Raw genomic sequence first — 20,277 nt, forward strand, 5'->3', positions numbered from 1 at the left:
TTTTCACTGCGGCCTAGAACTTTACCGCGGATTAGAACTTGAAGTGAGCACTCGCGGTCAAACCGGTGATGAAGATGTCGTCATCCATTTGAATATTGCGGCCGAGATTGGGGGTCACTACTTGGTTGAGTTGATCTGCTGCCGATGCCAATCCGGCGATGTACCACAGTTCGGCTCCGGCTCGTAGCGTTAGCATCTCGCCAAGTTGGTAGCGGTACCCGCCCCCGATTTCGAAGACGCCCGCAAGTTCGGTCTCTTCGTCGATGTTGGCAACGACCGTCGTGCCGGCGTTGAACAAACGTGTGTCGGATTCGGCAAAGTTCAAGTACCCGCCGGCACGACCACGGAAGTCGACATAGCCGTTGCAGGACACTGGGAACAGCAGGTCCATGCCAATCTGAGCACCGAACATCGAGTTTTCGACATCGCTACGCAACAAGCCGCGGTCGCCACTGGCGATTAGGCTGTTGTAGTTATACAGCTCATCGTAGTCGATGTAACGAGCTCCGAAGAGGATCTTGGCAACTTCCCAACCGACTAGGATCTTGTTGGCTTCGATGCTCCAATACTCGGCGTTGTAATCTTGAGATTGGAATACCGCGTCGTTGAACGTGCTTAGATCGCCAGCAGCGACAGGGATTCCCGGCACTAATACTGAATCGATTCCACCGAGACCATTGGTCAAACTAGCGTTCATGTCCCACTCTAAAGGTGCCACAATGGTGGCTTCCCAGCCGTGAACGCAATCGGGAACCGTCCCCACGGTAAAGCGTGGAGCGAACTCGAAGTCGAATTCATCGAGCGAAAAGTGTTGGCTGTAACTGAAACGGTCGCTTGCATCGAGATCCATGTACAAGGCTTCGCCGACGACATACCAGTAGGGTTCGCACGCGACCCCGCAACCCAGGTAGTCGCCGTTCAGACTCATCGCGGAGTAGCCGCCGTAGCTCGACCCACACGCTCCACTACCACACGCTCCACTGCCGCAGGCTCCGCCACAGTTGGTGACGCCCGAGTAACAGCCGGTTTGTGCCACCGAGCCTTGTGCTAAGGACTCTGGTAGATTGCCAACCGTCGAAACTTGACCGCTCGTTCCGCCGAGAGTTTCATACCCCGAGGCGTTGACGACACGGAATTGTTGGTTGCCGTGCATCACCGACTTGGGTGTCGAAGCGGTCGGTGACCCGAAGACGCCGAGGGAGCCCGGGTCCGCATTCGCGTCAGCAACGGTTAGCGTGCTGGCGAGGAGTCCGCACATGGCAATGGTGCGAGCGGCAGTGCGGCGGAAGTGTTTTAGCATCGAATGGATCTTCATCATCAAACCTCGTTGACTCTCAGTGCGTTTGGATGCACCGCTTGGTATTGACCGCTTGGATGGACGGGGAAGGGATGTGCTTCGTGAACTAGCGAATTGTCAGTTCATCACGCACGGGTATTAAGCAGGTCTTGCGGACCATGCGAAGGATTTTTGACGCCGTAGCTTCACTGGAACACGTTCCGTGAATGACCAATTGATCGCCGACGGTTTTGACGACAACCTTGCTGTCGGGGAACGATTGTTTGATCGTCCGCGTCAGTAATTGGGCCTTGTCTCCAACCGAGTTTCCGGTTGCTTCCACCGCGTCTTGGACATGCACGTCGAATTGACGGACCATCGATCGACCGTCGGTCGCCCCATCGGCCCAAACGACGAGGCGTGTGGTTCCGTGTCCGGCTCCAATCAACTTCAATTCGTTGGATCCCGCAGCGATCGCATGACAGATGTTTTGATCTTCAATGCTGACACGCCGGAGGTCGCCGCCAATGGTCAACGTGCGAACCTGGGCTCGTGTGATATAGAGCGGTGTCGCTGCCCCGGTCGGTTGTGGCAAGTGGGTGACTTGGGTGCCACTTCCTTCGCCAATGATGCCTTCGACGTGGTCCTCGTCGCTGAGCATCGGTGGGCTAACCGATTGAACGGCCGCAGCCGTCGTGGGGCCCTCGCTGCGTTCGTAGCCCAGTGGAGGAGCTTGAACCGCAACCGGAGGACGATAACGCTTCGCAGGTTGTCGGGTGGCGTCCTTTGGTCGCTCAAAGGTCGGAGCGACCTGGGCCGTCAAATGAGGGTGACCGGACATGCCACGGGGCGAGTGTTCCATCGACTCAGCCGACGACTCGCTGGTTTCGTTGAGTGGTCGAAGTTGGGGCTGAACCTGGGGCCCAGTGTTGGGGTTCGAGTTGGACCAGGCCGGTTCCGTTGCCATTTCTACGACGACGTTTTCAGATCCTCGAGAATCCTTTTCGAGAACGCTCGAATCGGTCTCGCGGGAAGTCGTGTCGACAGCCATCGTTTCCGAGTCAATCTCCTCGGAGTTGATCTCTACCGATTCATCGCTTGCCTGGTCGGCCGGTACCACCAATCCAGTGGAGTCGTCCGACAGCGAAAAGTAGATTGGTTCGGAATCCGGCAGCGGTTCCAGGTTAGGGCTATCGACGACTGCATCACGTTGGTCGTCCGTGGACGTGGGCAGATCGAGAGCGGGCGACGATTCGACCGTCCTCTCGTTGACACTCGTTTGAGCGTTAACGGTGGAAGGGATCGCGGGGCCGGTGGAGGTCAAATCGACAACGGCTTCGACGAGATCCCCGTTTCCGTGGTGAGCGGAACCGACTAGTGGGTTGGGTTGAATGGAAGGAGCCGGTAGCTCCTCAATCGTGAGTGCGGCACCCGATGAGCTGACGATGCGGGGGCTTCCGATTGGATGTAACCCAATCGCTGCTCCGATCGGCTTGAGCCGAATCGCAGCGGGGGCATCTCCCGATGCCAATTGGATCGCAGGATCCACGCTCTTCGTCACCGGTTCGGTTTCACAGAACGGATTCGCTCGAACCGTTTGGCCTGGGCCTGTTGTCTGGTAATCGATCTGTTGGATCGGCTGCAGCGGCAACGGAGGCATGATCCGAAATGTGGTCGCGGTGGGAGCGAGCGCATTCGGTTCGGCCCCAAGCGTCGTCGATGGGGTTAACCACGACGAACTTACCGCGATGACAAGCAAGCTGAGAGCAGCCCGTTGCCGAGTCCGTTTTTGTTTTTTCAAGCTGGTTCTTAAGTCACGCATGCCGCATCCTTGCGTCCGAACGAGTTGGTGCGCCCCCCTCGGCTCACCATGAAGGAAACGTGCAAATTGCACGAGTCCTCCGGTTGCTCTAGTTATCGGATGCGAATTGCAATGACATTAACGATTCTGACGTCTCTGGCGGGTGTGGCGGTTGTTTGAGTCGTGCCAGTTGTGCTGAAATTGCTCGGAAGAGGTGTTTTAACGGTTGTTTCGTTGCAATGCCTTTCCGCAGCAGGCATGGGGGCAAAGACACTTTGCGGTAAAAAATGGCGGGGCTTTGAGCGGTTGGGGGGGGCCGATGGCACTTCGAAGCGATGCCGACGGCATTTTAGTGGCGGCGTTGATCGATCGACGCCTTGCAACGTTGACGCTTGGCTTCGAACAACACGACCGCCGCAGAGACCGAGACATTCAAGCTGTCGACCTTGCCGAACATCGGAATCCGCACGCCCGCGATGTCGACCCCCTCGGCGTGTTGCCAGCGCGGACCGAGTCCGTTGGCTTCGCTGCCAACAATCACGGCAATCGAGCCTGAAAAATCGGTCTCCCAAAGCTCTTGGGATGATTCAACGCGGGCTGCGACGAGTCGAATGTTTTGCTCGATTAGGAAACGGGCGACGTCCTTTTCGCAGCCAACGGCACTGGGAATTTGAAAGATGGTACCGAGAGAGCTGCGAATGGCATTGGGGTTATAAATGTCGCTCCCCCCTCCGCAGAGGATCACTGCATCAACGCCTGAGGCATCCGCACAACGGAACACGGCGCCAATGTTTCCCGGCTTTTCAAGACTATCAAGGACCAAAACTAAGGCGTTCGGTGGCAGCTTGAGTTGATCGAGCGAGTGGTCGGGTTGCACAAATTCGCTGACCACGCCGCGGAACGATTCGCCATACGCGATCTTTGCCATCACCGCATCGGAAACAACACGCAGGGTTTGCGAAGATTTGGCGGCTTCGATGACGATAGAAATTCGGGGGTCGGTCTCGTGGGCTTGCCCAGGGTTCGCCCCGGTGCGTTTTTGAGGGGGCGAATCATGCCGAGGCTGGGGGATTCCCGATTCGGGAAGAAAAAGCCCCACCAAGTCCAAGCCGGCGTCGATCGCTTGCAGCGTTTCCCGCCAACCATCGACAAGCAGACGTTTCTCGCGTCGTCGTGTACGATTATCTCTCAATCGAACGAGGCGTCGAACCGTGGGATTTGCGGGGCTGCGAAGTACTAGTGGCTCCGATTCGCTCATGCCAAACTCTTGTTAAACGTTGATTCAGGCTCGTGTCGGCATCAACACGGCCCTTAAATACAGTGACTTTGAAAACGGAATACGAACGCGATGAGCAAGACGCTAACCTGTGACGAGGTGACCTCAAAACGCGACCAGAAGGAATTTCTTTATCTGGAGCGCGAAGTTTATCGGGACAACCCCCATTGGGTTCCACCGCTGTGGGCCGAACGTCGCAAAATTGTCGGTTTCAAGCACCACCCTTTTTATGACGATGCCGACCGACAAGCGTTTCTGGTTCGCCGCGAGGGACGCGCCGTGGGCCGCATTTTGGCCGTCGTGAACCATGCTCACAATCGTTGTCATCATGAAAAACGTGGCTTCGTCGGCTTCTTTGAGTGCGAGAACGACCGTGAAGCGAGCGGGTTGCTGTTCCAGCATGCCTTCGATTGGTTGCGACAACAAGGGATGACCGATGTTCGCGGCCCCGTCCATCCCAGTCTGAATTACGAGGTCGGGTTGTTGGTCGACGGCTTCGATTCCCCCCCCACGTTCATGATCCCCTACAACCACGACTACTACGAAGGTCTGTTTCTTGAATCAGGATTTGAGCAGGTACAGGACTTGTTCAGCTACGAAGCGCACATGGATATCCTCGAAGATCTCGATCCCAAATTGGCCTTCGTGATTGAAGAGGCGACGCGTCGATTCAAAGTGAATTGTCGCCCCATCGATCGCAAGCGATTCAAAGAAGATGTCCGCTCGTTTCTGGAAATTTACAACCAATCGCTGCAACGTACCTGGGGCTACGTGCCGATGAGCGAAGCTGAAATTCGCGTCCAAAGCGATGGCTTGAAACACTTGATCGTTCCCGAATTGACCAGCATCGCGGAAATTGATGGACGCCCCGTCGGGGCGGGCTTTGGGTTGCTTGATTACAACCAAATCATTCGAAAAATTGATGGGAATTTATTCCCCTTTGGATGGATCAAGCTGTTAACCGGTAAACGAAAAATTGATCGCCTGCGTTTGATCAGCACCAATGTCTTGCCGGAATATCAAAAATGGGGGCTGGGTTTGGTGACCCTCTCGCGGATCTTGCCGGACGCGATCGACTTTGGGATCCAAATCGGCGAGTTCTCCTGGGTGTTAGAGAGCAATTCGCTCTCACGAGGGACGATCGAGCGTGGCGGGGCAACGCGGACCAAGACGCACCGGCTGTATGATCGGACGCTGGAGGCGTAGATGATTGCCTTCGGGCGAGCGGACGTTTCCGCCCAGTCCAATTCTGCCCAGTCCAATCGGGTTAACTTGCATTAGCCGCGTCAAAAAACGCGATCTCGGATGAGTTTACCAACGACCCTGGTCATCGAGGTCGTTGGCAATCATACTTTGTCACTCGTCTCATTTTTGCCGTCTGAATCGTCGTCGTCCCCCGTATCGCCATAAACTCGAACATGCCGGAAAACCGAATCGTTATTACCGGAGCGGGCGTGGCGTCTGCGATCGGACTGGGCCAGCAAGACTTCTTCGACGCATTTCTCCGCGGCGAATCCGGGGTCCGCTCCCTTGCCGATCGCGATGATGAGGGTCCCGTTCCGCCGCCAGGATGCGAAAACGACGGTTTTTGGATCGGGGCTCCGATTGTCGGTTTTGATGGAAAACAGTTCGTCAAACCGCGCAAGGCCCTGAAGGTGATGTCACGCGAGATCCAACTCGCTTATGTCTCGGCAATGATGGCGATCGAGGACGCAGGGCTCGATACCGTCCTCCCGGCGAGCGTTCCCGCTGCCGATCACTCTGCTGCTGATCAATCCGCATCGGACTCCATTTCGTTCGCTCCGCAAGAGATCGGGACCGTGTTTGGCAGCGAGATGCTGTACGGTCCCCCGACCGAATTGGCCGAGGCATTCCAAAAGTGCCTCGACGAAAATGGCGACATGGACGAGTCCCGCTTTGGCGAGGCTGCGATGCGGAGCGTGATGCCGCTGTGGATGCTGAAGTACCTGCCCAATATGCCTGCTTGTCATGTCGGCATTGCGGTCAATGCACACGGTCCTAATAACTCGCTAGTGGTCGGTGACACCTCGGGCCCAGCGGCGTTGGACGAAGCGATCTCGTGTCTCACTCGCCGAATTGCCTCGTGCATGATCACCGGAGCCGCAGGGACGCGAATCAACGCGACTCGGTTGAACTATCGCAATGATCTGCCAATCGCTGAAGCAACGCCCAAGATTGCCGACGCCTCGCGTCCCTTTGATCCCGAATCCAAGGGAGTCGTCGGAGGCGAAGCGGCTGCCGTGTTCGTGCTTGAAACCCTTGCGTCGTCGACCCGACGCGGTGCGGCCCCGCTTGCCGAAGTGGTCGGGATCGCCTCGCGATTTGTTGCGTCTGGCGGTATGTCGCTAGCGAAACGCTCCTGCGATATTCACACCGCCGGCATCCGGGGCTCTGCCAAAGCAATCGAATTAGCGGTTGCTGATGCGATGCGAAAAGCGAAGGTGACGGCCAACGACATCGGGTTTGTGGTTTCACATGCGATGGGCGATCCCATCATCGACGTTCAAGAGCGAGACGCGCTGCAGAGAATGTTGCCTAACATTCCGGTTGTCACTCCGATCTCGACTCTGGGGCACACCGGAGCGGCGAGCGGATCGATCGAGCTCCTCGTCGGCGTGTTGGCGTTGAAGCGAAACATGATTCCACCCTCGATTCAACTTTCGCCAACAACCCACACCAAGCCTGTCGTTTCCGATGCTCAGCGGCTGACAAAAAGGTATGGGATTTGTTTAAGTCACACGCCCGAAGGGGCGGCAATCGCCACGGTCCTGGCGAGTGTGAACTAGCACACAGGTGGCCTCCGTTGGCCTAGCCATGTCGGCCTAAACGCGTGCAACGGAGTCTGCTTTTTAGGCTCGCGTGGAGATCGCGTTTCTCAAGCCGTTGTCGATCCTCTTGCCACAAAAAATTGCCACAAAAAAAAGGCGAGTTCGAATCAAGCGATTCGAACCCGCCTTTTGGGATCGCAAATGCGTCCTGCGCGTTATGCGAAGGGGCTGTGCTTGCCGGGAACCGGCACAGGGTATTTGCCATCGTCACCGGGCATCACTGGCGGATCGGATTCAAGCGTGTACTCGTCGATTCCGGGACTCAGGTTCGCACCCTTTTGCATCAGGTCATCCCATTTGATCACCTTGCCCGAGTAGCAAGCTTCGCGACCTAGAATGGCGGTGAAGGTCGATTTTGCACCGATCTCCCCTTCGTTGTAGATATCGCCTCGCATCAGCGCTTCGATCAAATCATGTTGCTCTTGTTGATGGCCGTTCTCGCTCTTGCCAGTGAACTTCCATGGGTTCTCGCCTTCGATCGTTCCCGAGGGGTCGGACGAACCTTTGGTGCCATGAGCGTACTCGCCGACATGGTTCCAACCGCCCGCGAGGTGACGTCCTTGGCTGAACATCTTGGATCCATCGGCGAAGGTGTATTCACAGAAGGTGTGATCAAAAATCTGTGACTTCGTTGCGTCGCCACCTTCGCGCATCTCACGTCCTCCCATCCCGTTGCATTCAACGGGGTAGGCATCCTTGACCCAGCAACCGACGTCAAGGTTGTGGATATGTTGTTCACAGATCTGGTCGCCCGAGAGCCAATTGAAGTGGTACCAATTGTTGGTTTGGAAGGCCATTTCCGTCATGTCTTTGTCGCGGTTGCGATACCAGATGCCGCTACCGTTCCAGTAGACGCGTTGAGTGATCACGTCACCAATCGCACCGTCGTGGATTCGTTTAATCGTCTCCATGTAACGCGGTTCGTGACGGCGTTGCAGACCAATGCCCACCATGCGATTCTTTTTCTTCGATGCTTCGACGGCGGCTAAGACCCGCTGAACACCGGGAGCGTCCGAAGCGACGGGCTTTTCCATGAAGACGTGTCGATTCTTTTCGATCGCGTATTCAAATTGCTGAGGTTTAAACCCAGGCGGGGTCGCGATCACCACGAGGTCGCAATCGACGTCAATCGCTTTCTTGTAGGCATCGAGTCCCGCGAAAATTTGATCCTGCGGCACAGCGACTTTGTCTTGATGCGACTGAGCGAGGCGTTTGACGGCATACTCGGCCTTGTTTTGAAACGCATCGGCCACCGCGACCAACTTCACGTTCCCCTTGGTGTTCATGATGTTGGTCGCGGCACCCGAACCTCGTCCACCACATCCGATGACGACGAATTTGATCTCATCGCTTCCCGCAGCATGAGCCGTGCGAGCGACGTTCGTTGCAATCGCGGCACTAGCGGCGACTGCCGTGGATTGCTTCAGAAATTTGCGACGAGAAGGAGTATTTTGCATCAGGGAAGTTCCTCTTGCGGAAAAAACAGGTGAGCGGGGGATGGATCAAATTGCGTGTCGACTCGAACGATTCACGAACTTTGGAAACCATTTATGTTGACTAAGCTCTCAATTATAGACGCTAAACAGGGGAAAGTCGCGTTTGGATCCGGCAAGGGGAAAACGTTTTCCCATATCGGCGGCATAGCAGTTTCTTTGTTCAGCCATGGTCGTCGCACGCGGCTGATCTGAACAAAAGCGGGTGACCCCAGCGAACCGGTGGATCACCGCGAACATGACTCGCGTCGAAATGGGGGGCGGACTGCAGTCGCCTCGGCGGCGGTTGGGGGGATTCGAGGGATCGTGCTTGCTGCTCACGCTTCCCAATTTGCTTAAGCCACCCGATGTAGCGGTTTGCATGCAGTGACAACGGGGATGCAGCTTAGTTTGTGAGGTTAATGCTTGCGATTGCAGACTGTCGTACCTACCATGCTTACATAGAGGTAATTCGTTTTCCTCCGCGTTTTGCACCGTAACGATGCCTCGTTCGTTCCTGTGCGACTTGCATGGTTGACGCGGTTGTGTGTGTTATTTGAATTCGACTTCTCGTTCGTCTGGGTGTCACGCTAGTGAGTCTTTCCGAAGTTGACCGACAGTTTCTGCAACGGTGTCTGGAGCGTGCGCCCCGCGCTTGGCAGAACTTCGTCGATCGATTTTTGGGGTTGGTGGTCCATGTGGCCAACCATACCGCTGAGTCGCGTGGGATTACGCTCGATCAATCGACGCGTGATGATCTCGTTTCGGAGGTCTTTCTGGCTTTGATTGCCAACGATTTTGGCGTCTTGCGGCGGTTCCGACGCAATTGCTCCTTGGCAACCTATTTGACAGTGGTTTCACGCCGTGTGATTGCCCGCCGTTTGGTGACATGGCAAACGACGGTACAGACGACGCATCATCTCGAGGCGAATCATCGCGATCTCGAGACGAATCATCGCGGGGCGAGCGGGGCGGAAGATAGCGGGCCGCATTCAAGAATCGAAAACCGCGAAGAGGTTCAGCAATTGCTGTTGAGGCTCGACCCGCAAGAAGCCAATGTGGTGCGGATGTACCACTTGGAAGGCAAGAGTTATCACGAGATTAGCCAAAGCGTCGGGCTGGCTGAGAATAGTATCGGCCCGGTGCTTAGCCGAGCACGATCCAAGATGCGCGGTGATGCCACTTGAAGGCGACGCCTAATGGAGGGTGTGCCAACGAGTGATGTGTTAGCTAATCCTTCGCATCGGCTGCGAATAACCATGGCTCTTCTTCGCAGAGCCTGACGGCCATTCGCAGAGCCGAAAGTTCGCAGAGACTGGCGGCCATTCACGGGGACTGGTGGCCAGTTTCGAAGCCCTGCATCGTGTCCAACGTGACTACGATAGGCTTTTATCGCGTCAAGCTTTATTCGTTAATCGGTTCAATCGTTGCCGACATGCTGCCCTTACAGCGAGCGATCAGTTCGTCTTTTCCGAACGCGTGGATCTGGTCTCGCTTCAGTTCCGCATGCTCGAGCGTCGTGGTCAAGCAAATTGCTTTTCCCGAGTTGTCGACTTCTTTGGCAATTTGGAAACCGGTTTCAATGGGATGACGAAAGACGCTTTTCATCATCAGCACCACATATTCGTAGCTGTGGTCCGAATCGTCCCACAAAACGACACTGTAGCGAGGCTGCTTTTTCGCCTTGGGCTTCTTGCGGTGATCGACTTTCGGTTCGGCCACTTCGGGTTCGGCCACCATTGTATGATGATCTGCCATTACTGAGCATGCTCCTTGCAACATTTGACGGTTGGTTACAAACATTCCAGATAATGCTAACGTTTTAAACGATTCAATTCGTGAAAACTTGGGATGGAGACTTACGTCTCCACGCTGGCTTGCCCTCATTTTCGAGTGGCATCGCCAAACAGGCAAACGGCTAGACTCCCACCGGCGGCCTGGAAAACACGCCGTCCTCGAACTTTCGTGTGCTGGTCGGTTTCGTTTCTAAGACTTAGGATTGTCTCTCGTTTTCGTTCTCAGCAACGAAGCTATATTGTAGCGCCGTTGGACTTCGCACGGCAGTCCTGGTTAGCACGTTTTTGAGTGTCTTGCCGCAATTTTGGGTCCTGCGGTGGCAAGCTTTAACGGCACTTCCGCATTATACCTCGTTCCAAGTACCCCAGACCGATTCGATGAACTTACCCGCTTTGTTGGACACTCTGGCTAAGGATTCCGATCGCCATTTGGACGAGTTAGTTCAGTGGTTGAAAATTCCTAGCATCAGCAGCGACACTTCCCATCGCGAACCGACCGCGGCGGCAGCTGATTGGGTCGCGGCAAAGTTGCAAAACGCCGGTTTGGCGACCGAATTGGTGCCGACCGATGGACATCCCATGGTCATCGCCCAGACGCCGGCCGTTCCCGGGGCTCCGGTGGCGCTGGTTTACGGTCACTATGACGTACAGCCGGTCGAACCACTCGAGGAATGGAAAACGGGGCCGTTTGAGCCCACCGTTCGCGATGGCAATCTCTATGCACGCGGGGCAACCGACGACAAAGGTCAAGTCTTGACCCATGTCCAAAGCGTTTGTGATTGGTTAGCCACCGGTGAACCGCTGCCGCTGCAGATCAAGTTTTTGATCGAAGGCGAAGAGGAAGTGGGCAGCGAAAACCTCGAACGGATGTTGCCCAGCCTGCGCGAGCGTTTGGCATGCGATTGTGTGGTCATCAGCGATAGCGGTCAGTATGCCGAAGGCCAACCCGCGATTACCTATGGGCTGCGGGGGATCGCAACCTATGAATTAGAGCTCAAAGGTCCAGCCCAGGATTTGCACAGTGGTTCGTTCGGCGGAGCGGTCATGAATCCGGCCATCGCGTTATGCCACCTGCTCTCCTCGATCGTCGATCGCGAAGGTCGCATCCAAATCGAAGGATTTTATGACGACGTTCAAGCGTTAAGCCAAGCCGAACGCGATGCCTGGGCTCGTTTGCCTCAATCGGATGCTCAGTTTGCCAAGGGCGTTGGCGTCACGGAATTGTTTGGCGAAAAGGGCTTTACGACCGACGAACGCCGTTGGGCAAGGCCGACGTTTGATGTCAATGGATTGCGCAGCGGGCATCAAGGCGAAGGCGTCAAGACGATCATTCCGGCAACCGCGTCCGCAAAACTCAGTTTCCGCTTGGTCGCCAACCAGAATCCGCAAACGGTGACCACTGCACTCCAGCGTCACTTGGAGCAACATCTCCCTAGCGGTGTGCGGTTTACCTTGCGACCCGATCATGGAGCCCCGGGGATGTTGGCTGACCCAGAGAGCCGTTTTGCCACCGCGGCATCGCGTGCGATCGAAGCCGCCTTTGGTGTCGCCCCCGTGATGATTCGCGAAGGGGGTTCAATCCCGATCGTGACCCGCTTCCAAGATGTGCTCGATTGCGACTGTCTGTTGTTGGGATGGGGATTGTCGGACGATAATGCACACAGCCCGAACGAAAAATTCAAGATCCAAGATTATCATCGAGGCATTGCAGCCTCGGCGATGCTTTGGAGTGAACTCGGAAAACTAAGCGAAAGCAAATAGAGACTATGCTCGATCGAAAATTTATTATTCAGAATGCACAAATGATCAGCGACAACTGCAAGCGTCGCGGTGTCAATTGTGATATTGAAACGCTGGTCGCACTCGATGAACGTCGACTCGTCACGCTGCAAAATGCACAAGACTTGAATCGACAAGCCAACGAAGTCAGCAAGGGAATCGGTGCGGCCAAGGACGCCGACGAACGTCAGCAGATGATCGAGAGGGGCCGCCAACTGCGTGAGCAGAAAGAAGCCGCTCAGCGCGAGCACGATCAATTGGATGAACAGATCAGCGGCATTCAAGCTCAAATTCCTAACCTCACGCATCCCGACGCACCGACCGGCGGTGAAGAGGATGCGAACGAATTATCGTTCGGCAAAACCGCGAAGCCCAAGTTTGATTTCAAACCGCTCGACCATCTCGAACTGGGCGAAAAACATGACCTGTTCGATTTTGAATCGGGGGCGCGGGTAGCGGGTGCCGGTTTCTACTTTTTGCGAAACGCGGCGGTACGGCTCGATTTGGCGCTGCAGCAATTCGCCGTCAGCTTTTTGTCCGAGCGTGGGTTCACCCCCGTGACGACGCCCGATGTGGCGCTCACGAGCGTGCTGCACGGAACAGGCTTTAACCCGCGTGGCCCCGAAACGCAAATTTACAGCATCGAAAATACCGAATTGAATCTCGTCGCAACCGCCGAAATTCCACTCGGCGGCATGATGTCGGGACAGACCCTTGAGTTGGAGAAGTTGCCGTTGCGGCTTTGTGGCCTCAGTCACTGTTTTCGAACCGAAGCGGGCGCAGCAGGACGCGCTTCGAAAGGACTCTATCGAGTTCACCAATTCACCAAGGTCGAAATGTTTGCCTTCAGCTCGCCCGAGCAAAGCGATGTCTTGCATGAAGAAATGCGTTCGCTCGAATGCGAACTGTTCGATCAATTGGAAGTGCCCTACCGGGTCATCGATACTGCTAGCGGCGATCTCGGCGGCCCCGCCTATCGTAAGTACGACCTCGAAGCGTGGATGCCCGGCCGAGGCGAAGCGGGCGAGTGGGGGGAAGTCACCAGCACTAGCAATTGCACCGACTACCAAGCCCGACGACTAAACATTCGCTTCAAGCGAGCGGGACAAAAGGGGACCGAGTTTGTTCACACCTTGAACGGCACCGCCGTGGCAACCGGGCGAGCCATGATTTCGATCATCGAAAATCATCAGCGAGCCGATGGCAGCATTGCCGTCCCGAAAGTGCTGCAACCTTGGGTGGGCACCGATGTGATCGGTTAAGGAGGGGCGCGCGTTAACCGCATCTTCCCCTCCCCTCGCTTTTTCTGTCGAGGTTCCCAACTGGCATTGACACCCCGTTCGCTCAGTTCCTAGGTTCCCAACTGAATGTGAAATGGGGTCATGGTTGAACGGATTTTACCGATTTGGGGAATTTGTTTGATTGACCGATGTCCAATTGTCCGAATGAGCGAAAGGATATCGCTTGTTCGGAAACCAGGGGTCAAGGTAGGCAGGGATGCTTTCAAAACTTGCAAATAACCGTCGTGCACTCGTTGCCGCATGTGTGACCGCTTCGTGCTTATCGCTCGGATGCCGTTCTAGTATGCGACCCTTGAGTATGTTTGCTCGACATAAAGAACCTTCGGCCGAAGCGCTTGCAGGAGCGGGGCCAACGAAAACCTATCCTGCCCCACCGAGCGCCTCGGTGACCCCCGAGGCCATCGCCTCGGTCGCAGGAGGCACGGCGGGATCTCGCAACGATCCTATGAGCGGAAATACGGCCACTCAGATTGCCGGTAACACTCCCAAAACCCCGGCCTTTGCCGGCGAGGATCGCTCCTCCGGATTTGCAACCCCCGCATCGGCAAACATGTCAGCCGCTCAGGCCAACGGTTTCCAGGGGACGCCACAAACCGCATCCTACGCGAACAGCGGCAATCCGAATGCGATGACCTCGGGCTATCAATTCGGCAAGAAAACCTTCACGCCGAAGACGAGCGAGTCGGTCGCGGCGACGACGCCAACCGGTTCACAGTTCACATCACCTTCTACGACGGCGCCTTCAAGCTACACGGCCCCCTCATCGTTTACGCCTCCCGCTTTGGCGGCATCGAAAACAAGCGACTCGACCAGCGGCACAAACGCAGCTTCCGATGCGGGGCTAGGCTCAGGCGGCTTTATGCTTCCGAGTGATATCGCCGCGACCGTTCCCAAGACCACTGCATCGGCAACCGAGGCGGTGGGCGGGTGGACGCCTCCATCACTGGCGACGTCAAACGCCTCACCAGCCGCAAGTGATTCCTCGGTTGCGGAAACGAAGACGGCCAAAGCGATTAGCAGCACTTCGGAGACTCCGGCGAGCTTCACGCCATCGGGCGGCGCCGCAGCGACTACGGAGTCAACGAAAAGCGGTGGCTACATGCCGGGAAGCACCAGCGGTTCCTCGGCTTATCCCGGCACCAACTATGCACCCACGAGCACCTCGGGGTCATTCTACCGATAACGCGGATGGATCATCCGGGCTAGCGCGAGCTTCCGGGGGGCGTTATCGCCAACGCCGCTGTGCTCGCTCGCTGGCGGCGTGAACTCGACTTTCGCGGTCTACCAACAAATGTCGTTGGCATTGAAGATGGGGCCTTCGACACAGGTGCGTTTGTAATCCCAAGGCTCGGGACCTTCTTGGCGAACCTTTGCCACACAAGAAAAACAGACGCCGATGCCACAGGCCATCGGCGTTTCCATCGAAACGTCGCAGTCGACTTCGGCCTCGGCGCAAACCTTTGCGACCTTTTCCATCATGATTTCGGGGCCGCAGGTGACGACGCGAATGCGCTCATCCTTGGACAATTCCGCCAATCGGGCCGCCAACACATCGGGAACCAGTTGGCGCACGCCTGCGGAACCGTCGTCCGTACAGAGAGTGACGTCGAAATCGGCCGCGCGGAAGTCGTCCACGCCGGCCAAGAATGATTTTTTTCGAGCTCCGTAGATCAATTCCACATTTTGGCTCCAGCCGTTTTCACGCGCCGGACTGCCGAATGATTGTGACCCATTTGCCTCGCGTCCAAGCGTTAGCATCGGCGTTTGCCCGATCCCTCCCACCGCCATGATCAAGCGGTCACAGGGTGTATTGGAGAAACCGTTGCCAAGCGGTCCCCAGAGCGTGACCGCCGTTCCCAAGGCAGCGTTTGCGAGCGTCTCCGTCATGACACCCTTGCGAAGATAAACCAGGTCGATCCAGGTGGGAGTTCCCGTGGAATCGTTCGTGACATTGTAGACCGCTAAGGCGCGGCCAATCAAAGGTGCGTCAGTTCCCGCCAAGCGAATCATCACGAATTGGCCTGGCACGACGGAAGCCGCAATCGCGGGCGCGGCGACCCGCAAGCGGTACGTCTTCTCGCCCACCAACTCGTTTTGCTCAATCGCCGATTGGACTTGGGTCATCTTGTCGGCGTAATACTTTGCGTGCAGCTTCGACATGGGGATTAACGTCTTCGTTTCTTTTTCGCGTTTCGATTACTGGACTGTTTTCCCGCCGCTTTCCCTTGGGAGCCGAACGATTTTTTGGTTGCCCGCTTGGCCCCTCCGCGGCCACTCGTCGCAGTGGACTTCTTGCGTTTTTCGGGCTTGGGCTCCGCGGGTTCACCGCCGATGATCACGCCGGTGGTTGGCGGTGGCTCGTAGCTCGGCGATCGATCGATGCGAATGCCGCGAGTCTTGATTGGACCCGCTGGAGGTGCTCCGGTGCGTTTGGCTGGCTTGGCGGGGCCTGACTTGCGTTGCCCCGACTTGGTGGAGTCCGCACGCTGTGTTTGCCGCGTTCCGGTGGCTCGGCGAGAGCCCACGGGTTTCGCAGTCGCGCCGGCTCGTGCTGCCGTCTTGTTTTTATCGGTCTTGTCTTGGCTCGCCGAGGTCCTGCCCCGCGGCCGTCCACCTTCTTGGGCTTCCTTGGCGGCGTGCCTGATCGATTCCTCTGCGGCGTTTCGCAACTTTTTGACTTCGTCGCGACCTAAAACGCGATAGGCACCGATCGGGATTTCACCCAAACGAAGCGGTCCCACGGCGATCCGGCGAAGTTGTTGCACCTTGTGTCCAAGACGCGCAAAGATGCGACGGATTTCGCGGTTCTTGCCTTCGCGAAGCGTGACTTCCAATTCGGTCGCCTTGCCGCGACTCTTCAGTACCTTCGCCCCCTCGACCCGTACAAAGCCTTCGGCGATATAAATCCCCTTTTCCATCTGTTTCATCGCCTTGACGTCGACCTTGCCGGCGACCGTGACGCGATAAACCTTTTGGATTTGGTACTTTGGATGAGCGAGCTTTTGGGCGAGTTCGCCATCGTTGGTCAGCAGAATCAAACCTTCACTGCTGCGATCCAAGCGACCCACGGGGAACACTCGCTCGGTGGGCGGCACCATGTCGATGACACGGGGACGCCCCTGTGGATCCGAGTTGGTCGTGACCACGCCGACAGGTTTGTTGACCGCGTAATAGACAAGCTTCTGAGCTCGCAACGCCACGCCATCGACGAAGACCTTCGCCTCCTTGGGATCAAAGCTGGCACCTAATTGATCGACGATCTTGCCGTTGACTTCGACCCGTCCCTCGATGATCAACTCTTCGCATTGTCGCCGGCTCCCAAAGCCGGCGGCAGCCAGCAATTTTTGCAGACGAATTTCAATGCTGCTTTCCGGTGAAGCATCTTCAACCGGGGTGCGGCGTTTGGGTTTGAATTTTTTTGAGCTTGGGCGTGGCATTCGTGTTCTCGGGCCGTCGACATGGACTTATCGACAAAAGGTACCAGAACAAAGCCGGTTTGTGACGCAGGGGTATTTTATCTGGCCAAAGAGGGCTGGGGGAAGTAGGGAAGCCGAAGTAGGCAAAGCGAAGTGCCCCCGTTACGGTGCAGCGACAGGGCGACGGTATCAGGAGCATGCGGTGCTGTGCTCGCCCCCCGCTAGACTGGCCGACTCCGTTTGCAGTTACACGATTCCCGTGATTCCAGCTGTTGTGATTTCAGCAAACCATAGCCCGATCCGCCCGCGACGGGACGAGTCGAGATCGATTTTCCCTCGCTCACGCGTCGGGTTGTGAAAAGCAGGCGACTTCAGGACCCAATGACGGGTACAAGATCGACTAGCGGCCCAACCAAGGCATCGCATCCGGAATCAGACGATTGCGGACCGGTTCCGGCAAGGGTTGCTGATAGCTCGGTGGACGCGAAGCGGCCTCGTAGGGGGCGATGTCATTCTGGGGGTAGGGGTCGTGGACGATCGCGTTGGCTTGTTGCTGGTTCATCGTTCCCGGTGCAGCGAACCAGCCTCCGCCACGACATCCGGTTATTGAGATCGCGAGTACGGCAGTGCAGAGAAGTGCCGAAATTTTGATTGGGGGGATTCGCATGCGTCCGATTCCATTGGATTGCCACGGCCGGGCAATGTGCTCGTCCGCAAGCAGTTTTCTGCTTTTAGCAAGTCACGACCCATCGGTGGGAGAGTACGAAGTCTGGGTGTCGTCTGCCAAGAGGAATTAGGAGGGTGGCAGCGGAAGGGAACACGTCCTGCCCTTCGATAAAGACTATCGAAATGAAGCCTTCACCCGATGCAGTGTCGATGCCATTTGATAGCAAGATTGACGAGAGATGGTTTCAGTTGCGAGGGTTGTTGCGGATGGGTTGGTGGCCCCCTCTTAGGTTGTGCCGCTTGCGACGCGAGAAGACATCGTGGGGGGGGGCGAGAATACATCGCGGGGGAACGCGCGATCCGGTTCACACGGCGGTCATTTCCAAGGCGGTGCTGTGCTCGCCCAAATCGAGCCGAACGGGGCCGAGTGCCGCTGGCAGTAGTAGAGAATCGCCAGTCGCAAGCCGCAGTTTTTCGGTCGTGGTGGTCAACGTCGCGGTGCCCGACGGCACGGTGATCAGGTGGAATCGATCGTCGTCGCCGAACGTTTCGCCCGTTACCGGAGCGGGGCCACTTTGGAAGGCGCGGAGCACAAATTTGTCACACATCACCAGCGTTTGCCACGCATGCACGTCCTGTCGGACTTGGATGGGTTGGACCGGGCCGCGGTCAAAATCGGTGACTTCAAGGCCTCGTTGAAGATGCAATTCGCGAGAATTTCCCTGCTCGTCGACTCGATTCCAATCGAACAACCGGAACGTGGTGTCGCTGGATTGTTGGATCTCGGCGACCAGCAATCCCTTGCCCAAGGCGTGGACCGTTCCTGCGGGAATGAAGACGCAGTTTCCGGGTTCAGGGTGAAATTGATGTAGCACCTCCTCGGCCCTACCCTCTTGGATTGCCGCGCGTAGGTCGGCTTCACGGACCCCCGTTTTCAAGCCCGCGTAGACGACGCTATCGGGTTGGGCGGCGACGATATACCACGCTTCCGTTTTACCCCGATCGGGAATCGGCATTTTTGCAGCGTAATTATCGGACGGGTGGACTTGAACCGACAACACCCGATTACAATCGAGGTACTTTAGTAGCAAAGGGAATTCGTCATCTTCGGACTCGCCCATCAACCATGGTTGGTGCTCTACTAGTAGCTCGCGAAGGCTTTTCCCCGCTAAGGGGCCCGAGACAACGATGCTCTGGTCGGCTCCGTGATCGACAACTTCCCAACTTTCCGCGTAATTGGCACCCTCGCCGATCGGTTTCCCGAGATGATCGCCGAGCAATCGGCCCCCCCACAGAGTTTGTTTCAAAACGGGCTTGAATCGAAGCGGATATGGCTCAATCATGGACACGAAATCGAAGCTTTCAGGTTTTTAGAGACTTGAATCGACGATGGTGACATCGAAAAGAAAGATGCGTTGTTAGACTGGTGCTATGGTCATCGTAGCGTCGCTGGCATTCGGCGCGGCCCCCCAAATTTAGTCAACTCGACTCGCATTTAACCTCTTTAACCTCGACTCTTAATTAAAAAATCTATCGTGGATCGACCGGCACTCCCTAAAGACGACCTTTTCGAGAATTCAACGATGACCTTCGGGGAACACCTCGAAGAGTTGCGTGGCAGTCTGGTCAAGGCAATTATTTGGCTCGGTGTCGGCTTATGCGTTGGTCTTTTCTTTGCCAACGACGTGATACGGTTTATCCAGGCACCGCTTCAAGGTGCGATTCAGCAGTTTAATGCGGACCGCGATTTGAACAGTTTGGGGTACAAGGATTTATCCGATCCTGAAATTCAGCCGCTGCGTGAATTCTTGATGCAGAATGCGCTGGTCTGGGAAACGATTTACGAAATTCCCGCCGAACTGCAAACATTGGCTCCCGAATCGATCCAGCCCAATGCGCAAGAGGGGACTGACGGAGGTGACGTCGATGCTCCGGCGTTGACGGTCAAGCCGCTGGTGATGAAAGAGTTGCTGCAAAAATTGCCTGAACCGTCGGCGCTGCAGCCCAAGATCCAGTTGCGGCAAAGCAAGACCAGCGTCAGTTCGCTCAAGATCGAAGAACCCTTCATGATTTGGGTCAAGGCAGGCTTGATTGTCGGAGCGGTTTTGGCTTCCCCGATGATTCTGTATCACCTTTGGACCTTTGTCGCCTCTGGCTTGCATGCACATGAGCGTCGCCACGTTTATCTCTACATGCCGATTAGCGTGGTGCTCTTTAGTTCGGGGGTCGTGCTCGCTTTCTTTCTCGTGTTGCACTACGTCCTAACGTTCTTGTTGGCGTTCAATGGCAGCATGGATGTGGCGGTGGAGCCTCGGTTGACCTACTACGTTAACTTCGTCTTGATGTTGCCACTCGGGTTCGGGATCGCGTTTCAATTGCCTTTGGTGATGTTATTCCTACAACGCATTGGGCTTTTCGAAACCGAGGCGTACATCCAAAGTTGGAAGGTTGCCGTGTTGGTGATCTTCGTGATGTCGATGTTGTTAACGCCTGCGGACGTGACCAGCATGGTGGCATTGGCGATTCCGTTGATGTTGCTGTATTTCCTCGGCATTTTGATGTGCAAGTTCATTCCACGAGGGCGAGGCCTGGGCAGCGCCGCCTACGATCCTGCGTAGCCGATCGGGATGATCGGCGTACCGGGA

General features: G+C 56.2%; 16 protein-coding genes. 7 read left to right on the forward strand and 9 right to left on the reverse strand.

Annotation, left to right across the window (positions count from 1 at the left end; genetic code table 11):
* Positions 1 to 31: 31 nt before the first annotated feature.
* The 3 genes from Pla52o_RS04315 to Pla52o_RS04325 form a co-directional block, all read right to left on the reverse strand.
* Complete coding sequence (locus Pla52o_RS04315) at positions 32 to 1,318, reverse strand: hypothetical protein (protein WP_146593302.1); 1,287 nt, start codon at positions 1,316 to 1,318, stop codon at positions 32 to 34.
* A gap of 85 nt (positions 1,319 to 1,403) precedes the next feature.
* Positions 1,404 to 3,098, reverse strand: a complete 1,695-nt coding sequence (locus tag Pla52o_RS04320) for a pilus assembly protein N-terminal domain-containing protein (protein WP_146593303.1) — start codon at positions 3,096 to 3,098, stop codon at positions 1,404 to 1,406.
* Positions 3,099 to 3,426: 328 nt separating this feature from the next.
* On the reverse strand, positions 3,427 to 4,335 hold the full coding sequence (locus tag Pla52o_RS04325) for a TrmH family RNA methyltransferase (protein ID WP_146593304.1): 909 nt from the start codon (positions 4,333 to 4,335) through the stop codon (positions 3,427 to 3,429).
* Between the two features lie 90 nt (positions 4,336 to 4,425).
* Here Pla52o_RS04325 and Pla52o_RS04330 point away from each other — a divergent pair, with 90 nt between their 5' ends.
* Both Pla52o_RS04330 and Pla52o_RS04335 read left to right on the forward strand, forming a co-directional pair.
* Positions 4,426 to 5,559 (forward strand): N-acetyltransferase, encoded by a 1,134-nt coding sequence (locus Pla52o_RS04330; RefSeq protein ID WP_146593305.1) that lies wholly within the window; start codon positions 4,426 to 4,428, stop codon positions 5,557 to 5,559.
* Positions 5,560 to 5,771: 212 nt separating this feature from the next.
* Positions 5,772 to 7,160, forward strand: a complete 1,389-nt coding sequence (locus Pla52o_RS04335; protein WP_146593306.1) for a beta-ketoacyl-[acyl-carrier-protein] synthase family protein — start codon at positions 5,772 to 5,774, stop codon at positions 7,158 to 7,160.
* A gap of 197 nt (positions 7,161 to 7,357) precedes the next feature.
* Here the strand turns inward: Pla52o_RS04335 and Pla52o_RS04340 are convergent, their stop codons facing one another.
* The gene (locus Pla52o_RS04340) at positions 7,358 to 8,659 is read right to left on the reverse strand and encodes a Gfo/Idh/MocA family protein (RefSeq protein ID WP_146593307.1); all 1,302 of its coding nucleotides are present in this window, start codon (positions 8,657 to 8,659) and stop codon (positions 7,358 to 7,360) included.
* A 608-nt stretch (positions 8,660 to 9,267) separates the two neighbouring features.
* On the opposite strand from Pla52o_RS04340, the gene Pla52o_RS04345 reads away from it, so the two are divergent.
* Entirely contained in the window at positions 9,268 to 9,861 is a 594-nt protein-coding gene (locus Pla52o_RS04345; RefSeq protein WP_146593308.1) for a sigma-70 family RNA polymerase sigma factor, read from the forward strand.
* Positions 9,862 to 10,078: 217 nt separating this feature from the next.
* Here the strand turns inward: Pla52o_RS04345 and Pla52o_RS04350 are convergent, their stop codons facing one another.
* Positions 10,079 to 10,432, reverse strand: a complete 354-nt coding sequence (locus tag Pla52o_RS04350; RefSeq protein ID WP_146593309.1) for an ATP-dependent Clp protease adaptor ClpS — start codon at positions 10,430 to 10,432, stop codon at positions 10,079 to 10,081.
* A gap of 416 nt (positions 10,433 to 10,848) precedes the next feature.
* Here Pla52o_RS04350 and Pla52o_RS04355 point away from each other — a divergent pair, with 416 nt between their 5' ends.
* The 3 genes from Pla52o_RS04355 (at position 10,849) to Pla52o_RS04365 (ending at position 14,733) form a co-directional block, all read left to right on the forward strand.
* Positions 10,849 to 12,231, forward strand: a complete 1,383-nt coding sequence (locus Pla52o_RS04355) for a dipeptidase (protein WP_146593310.1) — start codon at positions 10,849 to 10,851, stop codon at positions 12,229 to 12,231.
* 5 nt (positions 12,232 to 12,236) lie between these two features.
* The gene (serS, locus tag Pla52o_RS04360; protein ID WP_146593311.1) at positions 12,237 to 13,511 is read left to right on the forward strand and encodes a serine--tRNA ligase; all 1,275 of its coding nucleotides are present in this window, start codon (positions 12,237 to 12,239) and stop codon (positions 13,509 to 13,511) included.
* Between the two features lie 337 nt (positions 13,512 to 13,848).
* Positions 13,849 to 14,733, forward strand: a complete 885-nt coding sequence (locus Pla52o_RS04365; protein WP_146593312.1) for a hypothetical protein — start codon at positions 13,849 to 13,851, stop codon at positions 14,731 to 14,733.
* Positions 14,734 to 14,831: 98 nt separating this feature from the next.
* Here Pla52o_RS04365 and Pla52o_RS04370 read toward each other — a convergent pair whose 3' ends face one another.
* The 4 genes from Pla52o_RS04370 to Pla52o_RS04385 all read right to left on the reverse strand — a co-directional run bounded on the left by Pla52o_RS04370 (position 14,832) and on the right by Pla52o_RS04385 (position 18,975).
* Positions 14,832 to 15,710, reverse strand: a complete 879-nt coding sequence (locus Pla52o_RS04370) for a dihydroorotate dehydrogenase electron transfer subunit (RefSeq protein ID WP_146593313.1) — start codon at positions 15,708 to 15,710, stop codon at positions 14,832 to 14,834.
* Positions 15,711 to 15,715: 5 nt separating this feature from the next.
* Positions 15,716 to 16,987 (reverse strand): pseudouridine synthase, encoded by a 1,272-nt coding sequence (locus tag Pla52o_RS04375; RefSeq protein WP_146593314.1) that lies wholly within the window; start codon positions 16,985 to 16,987, stop codon positions 15,716 to 15,718.
* Positions 16,988 to 17,366: 379 nt separating this feature from the next.
* Positions 17,367 to 17,633: a membrane or secreted protein gene (locus Pla52o_RS04380; protein ID WP_146593315.1), complete on the reverse strand. Its 267-nt coding sequence runs from the start codon at positions 17,631 to 17,633 to the stop codon at positions 17,367 to 17,369.
* Between the two features lie 364 nt (positions 17,634 to 17,997).
* Positions 17,998 to 18,975 (reverse strand): type I phosphomannose isomerase catalytic subunit, encoded by a 978-nt coding sequence (locus Pla52o_RS04385; protein ID WP_231612076.1) that lies wholly within the window; start codon positions 18,973 to 18,975, stop codon positions 17,998 to 18,000.
* 192 nt (positions 18,976 to 19,167) lie between these two features.
* On the opposite strand from Pla52o_RS04385, the gene tatC reads away from it, so the two are divergent.
* Entirely contained in the window at positions 19,168 to 20,250 is a 1,083-nt protein-coding gene (gene tatC, locus Pla52o_RS04390; RefSeq protein ID WP_390620831.1) for a twin-arginine translocase subunit TatC, read from the forward strand.
* Positions 20,251 to 20,277 lie beyond the last annotated feature (27 nt).

Source organism: Novipirellula galeiformis (assembly GCF_007860095.1).
GTDB lineage: Bacteria > Planctomycetota > Planctomycetia > Pirellulales > Pirellulaceae > Novipirellula > Novipirellula galeiformis.

Bases quoted from the DNA above. Each gene is read 5' to 3' on its own strand.
- Pla52o_RS04315 (WP_146593302.1), bottom strand. From the start codon at position 1,318: ATGATGAAGATCCATTCGATGCTAAAACACTTCCGCCGCACTGCCGCT.
- Pla52o_RS04320 (WP_146593303.1), bottom strand. From the start codon at position 3,098: ATGCGTGACTTAAGAACCAGCTTGAAAAAACAAAAACGGACTCGGCAA.
- Pla52o_RS04325 (WP_146593304.1), bottom strand. From the start codon at position 4,335: ATGAGCGAATCGGAGCCACTAGTACTTCGCAGCCCCGCAAATCCCACG.
- Pla52o_RS04330 (WP_146593305.1), top strand. From the start codon at position 4,426: ATGAGCAAGACGCTAACCTGTGACGAGGTGACCTCAAAACGCGACCAG.
- Pla52o_RS04335 (WP_146593306.1), top strand. From the start codon at position 5,772: ATGCCGGAAAACCGAATCGTTATTACCGGAGCGGGCGTGGCGTCTGCG.
- Pla52o_RS04340 (WP_146593307.1), bottom strand. From the start codon at position 8,659: ATGCAAAATACTCCTTCTCGTCGCAAATTTCTGAAGCAATCCACGGCA.
- Pla52o_RS04350 (WP_146593309.1), bottom strand. From the start codon at position 10,432: ATGGCAGATCATCATACAATGGTGGCCGAACCCGAAGTGGCCGAACCG.
- Pla52o_RS04355 (WP_146593310.1), top strand. From the start codon at position 10,849: ATGAACTTACCCGCTTTGTTGGACACTCTGGCTAAGGATTCCGATCGC.
- serS (WP_146593311.1), top strand. From the start codon at position 12,237: ATGCTCGATCGAAAATTTATTATTCAGAATGCACAAATGATCAGCGAC.
- Pla52o_RS04365 (WP_146593312.1), top strand. From the start codon at position 13,849: ATGTTTGCTCGACATAAAGAACCTTCGGCCGAAGCGCTTGCAGGAGCG.
- Pla52o_RS04370 (WP_146593313.1), bottom strand. From the start codon at position 15,710: ATGTCGAAGCTGCACGCAAAGTATTACGCCGACAAGATGACCCAAGTC.
- Pla52o_RS04375 (WP_146593314.1), bottom strand. From the start codon at position 16,987: ATGCCACGCCCAAGCTCAAAAAAATTCAAACCCAAACGCCGCACCCCG.
- Pla52o_RS04380 (WP_146593315.1), bottom strand. From the start codon at position 17,633: ATGCGAATCCCCCCAATCAAAATTTCGGCACTTCTCTGCACTGCCGTA.
- Pla52o_RS04385 (WP_231612076.1), bottom strand. From the start codon at position 18,975: ATGATTGAGCCATATCCGCTTCGATTCAAGCCCGTTTTGAAACAAACT.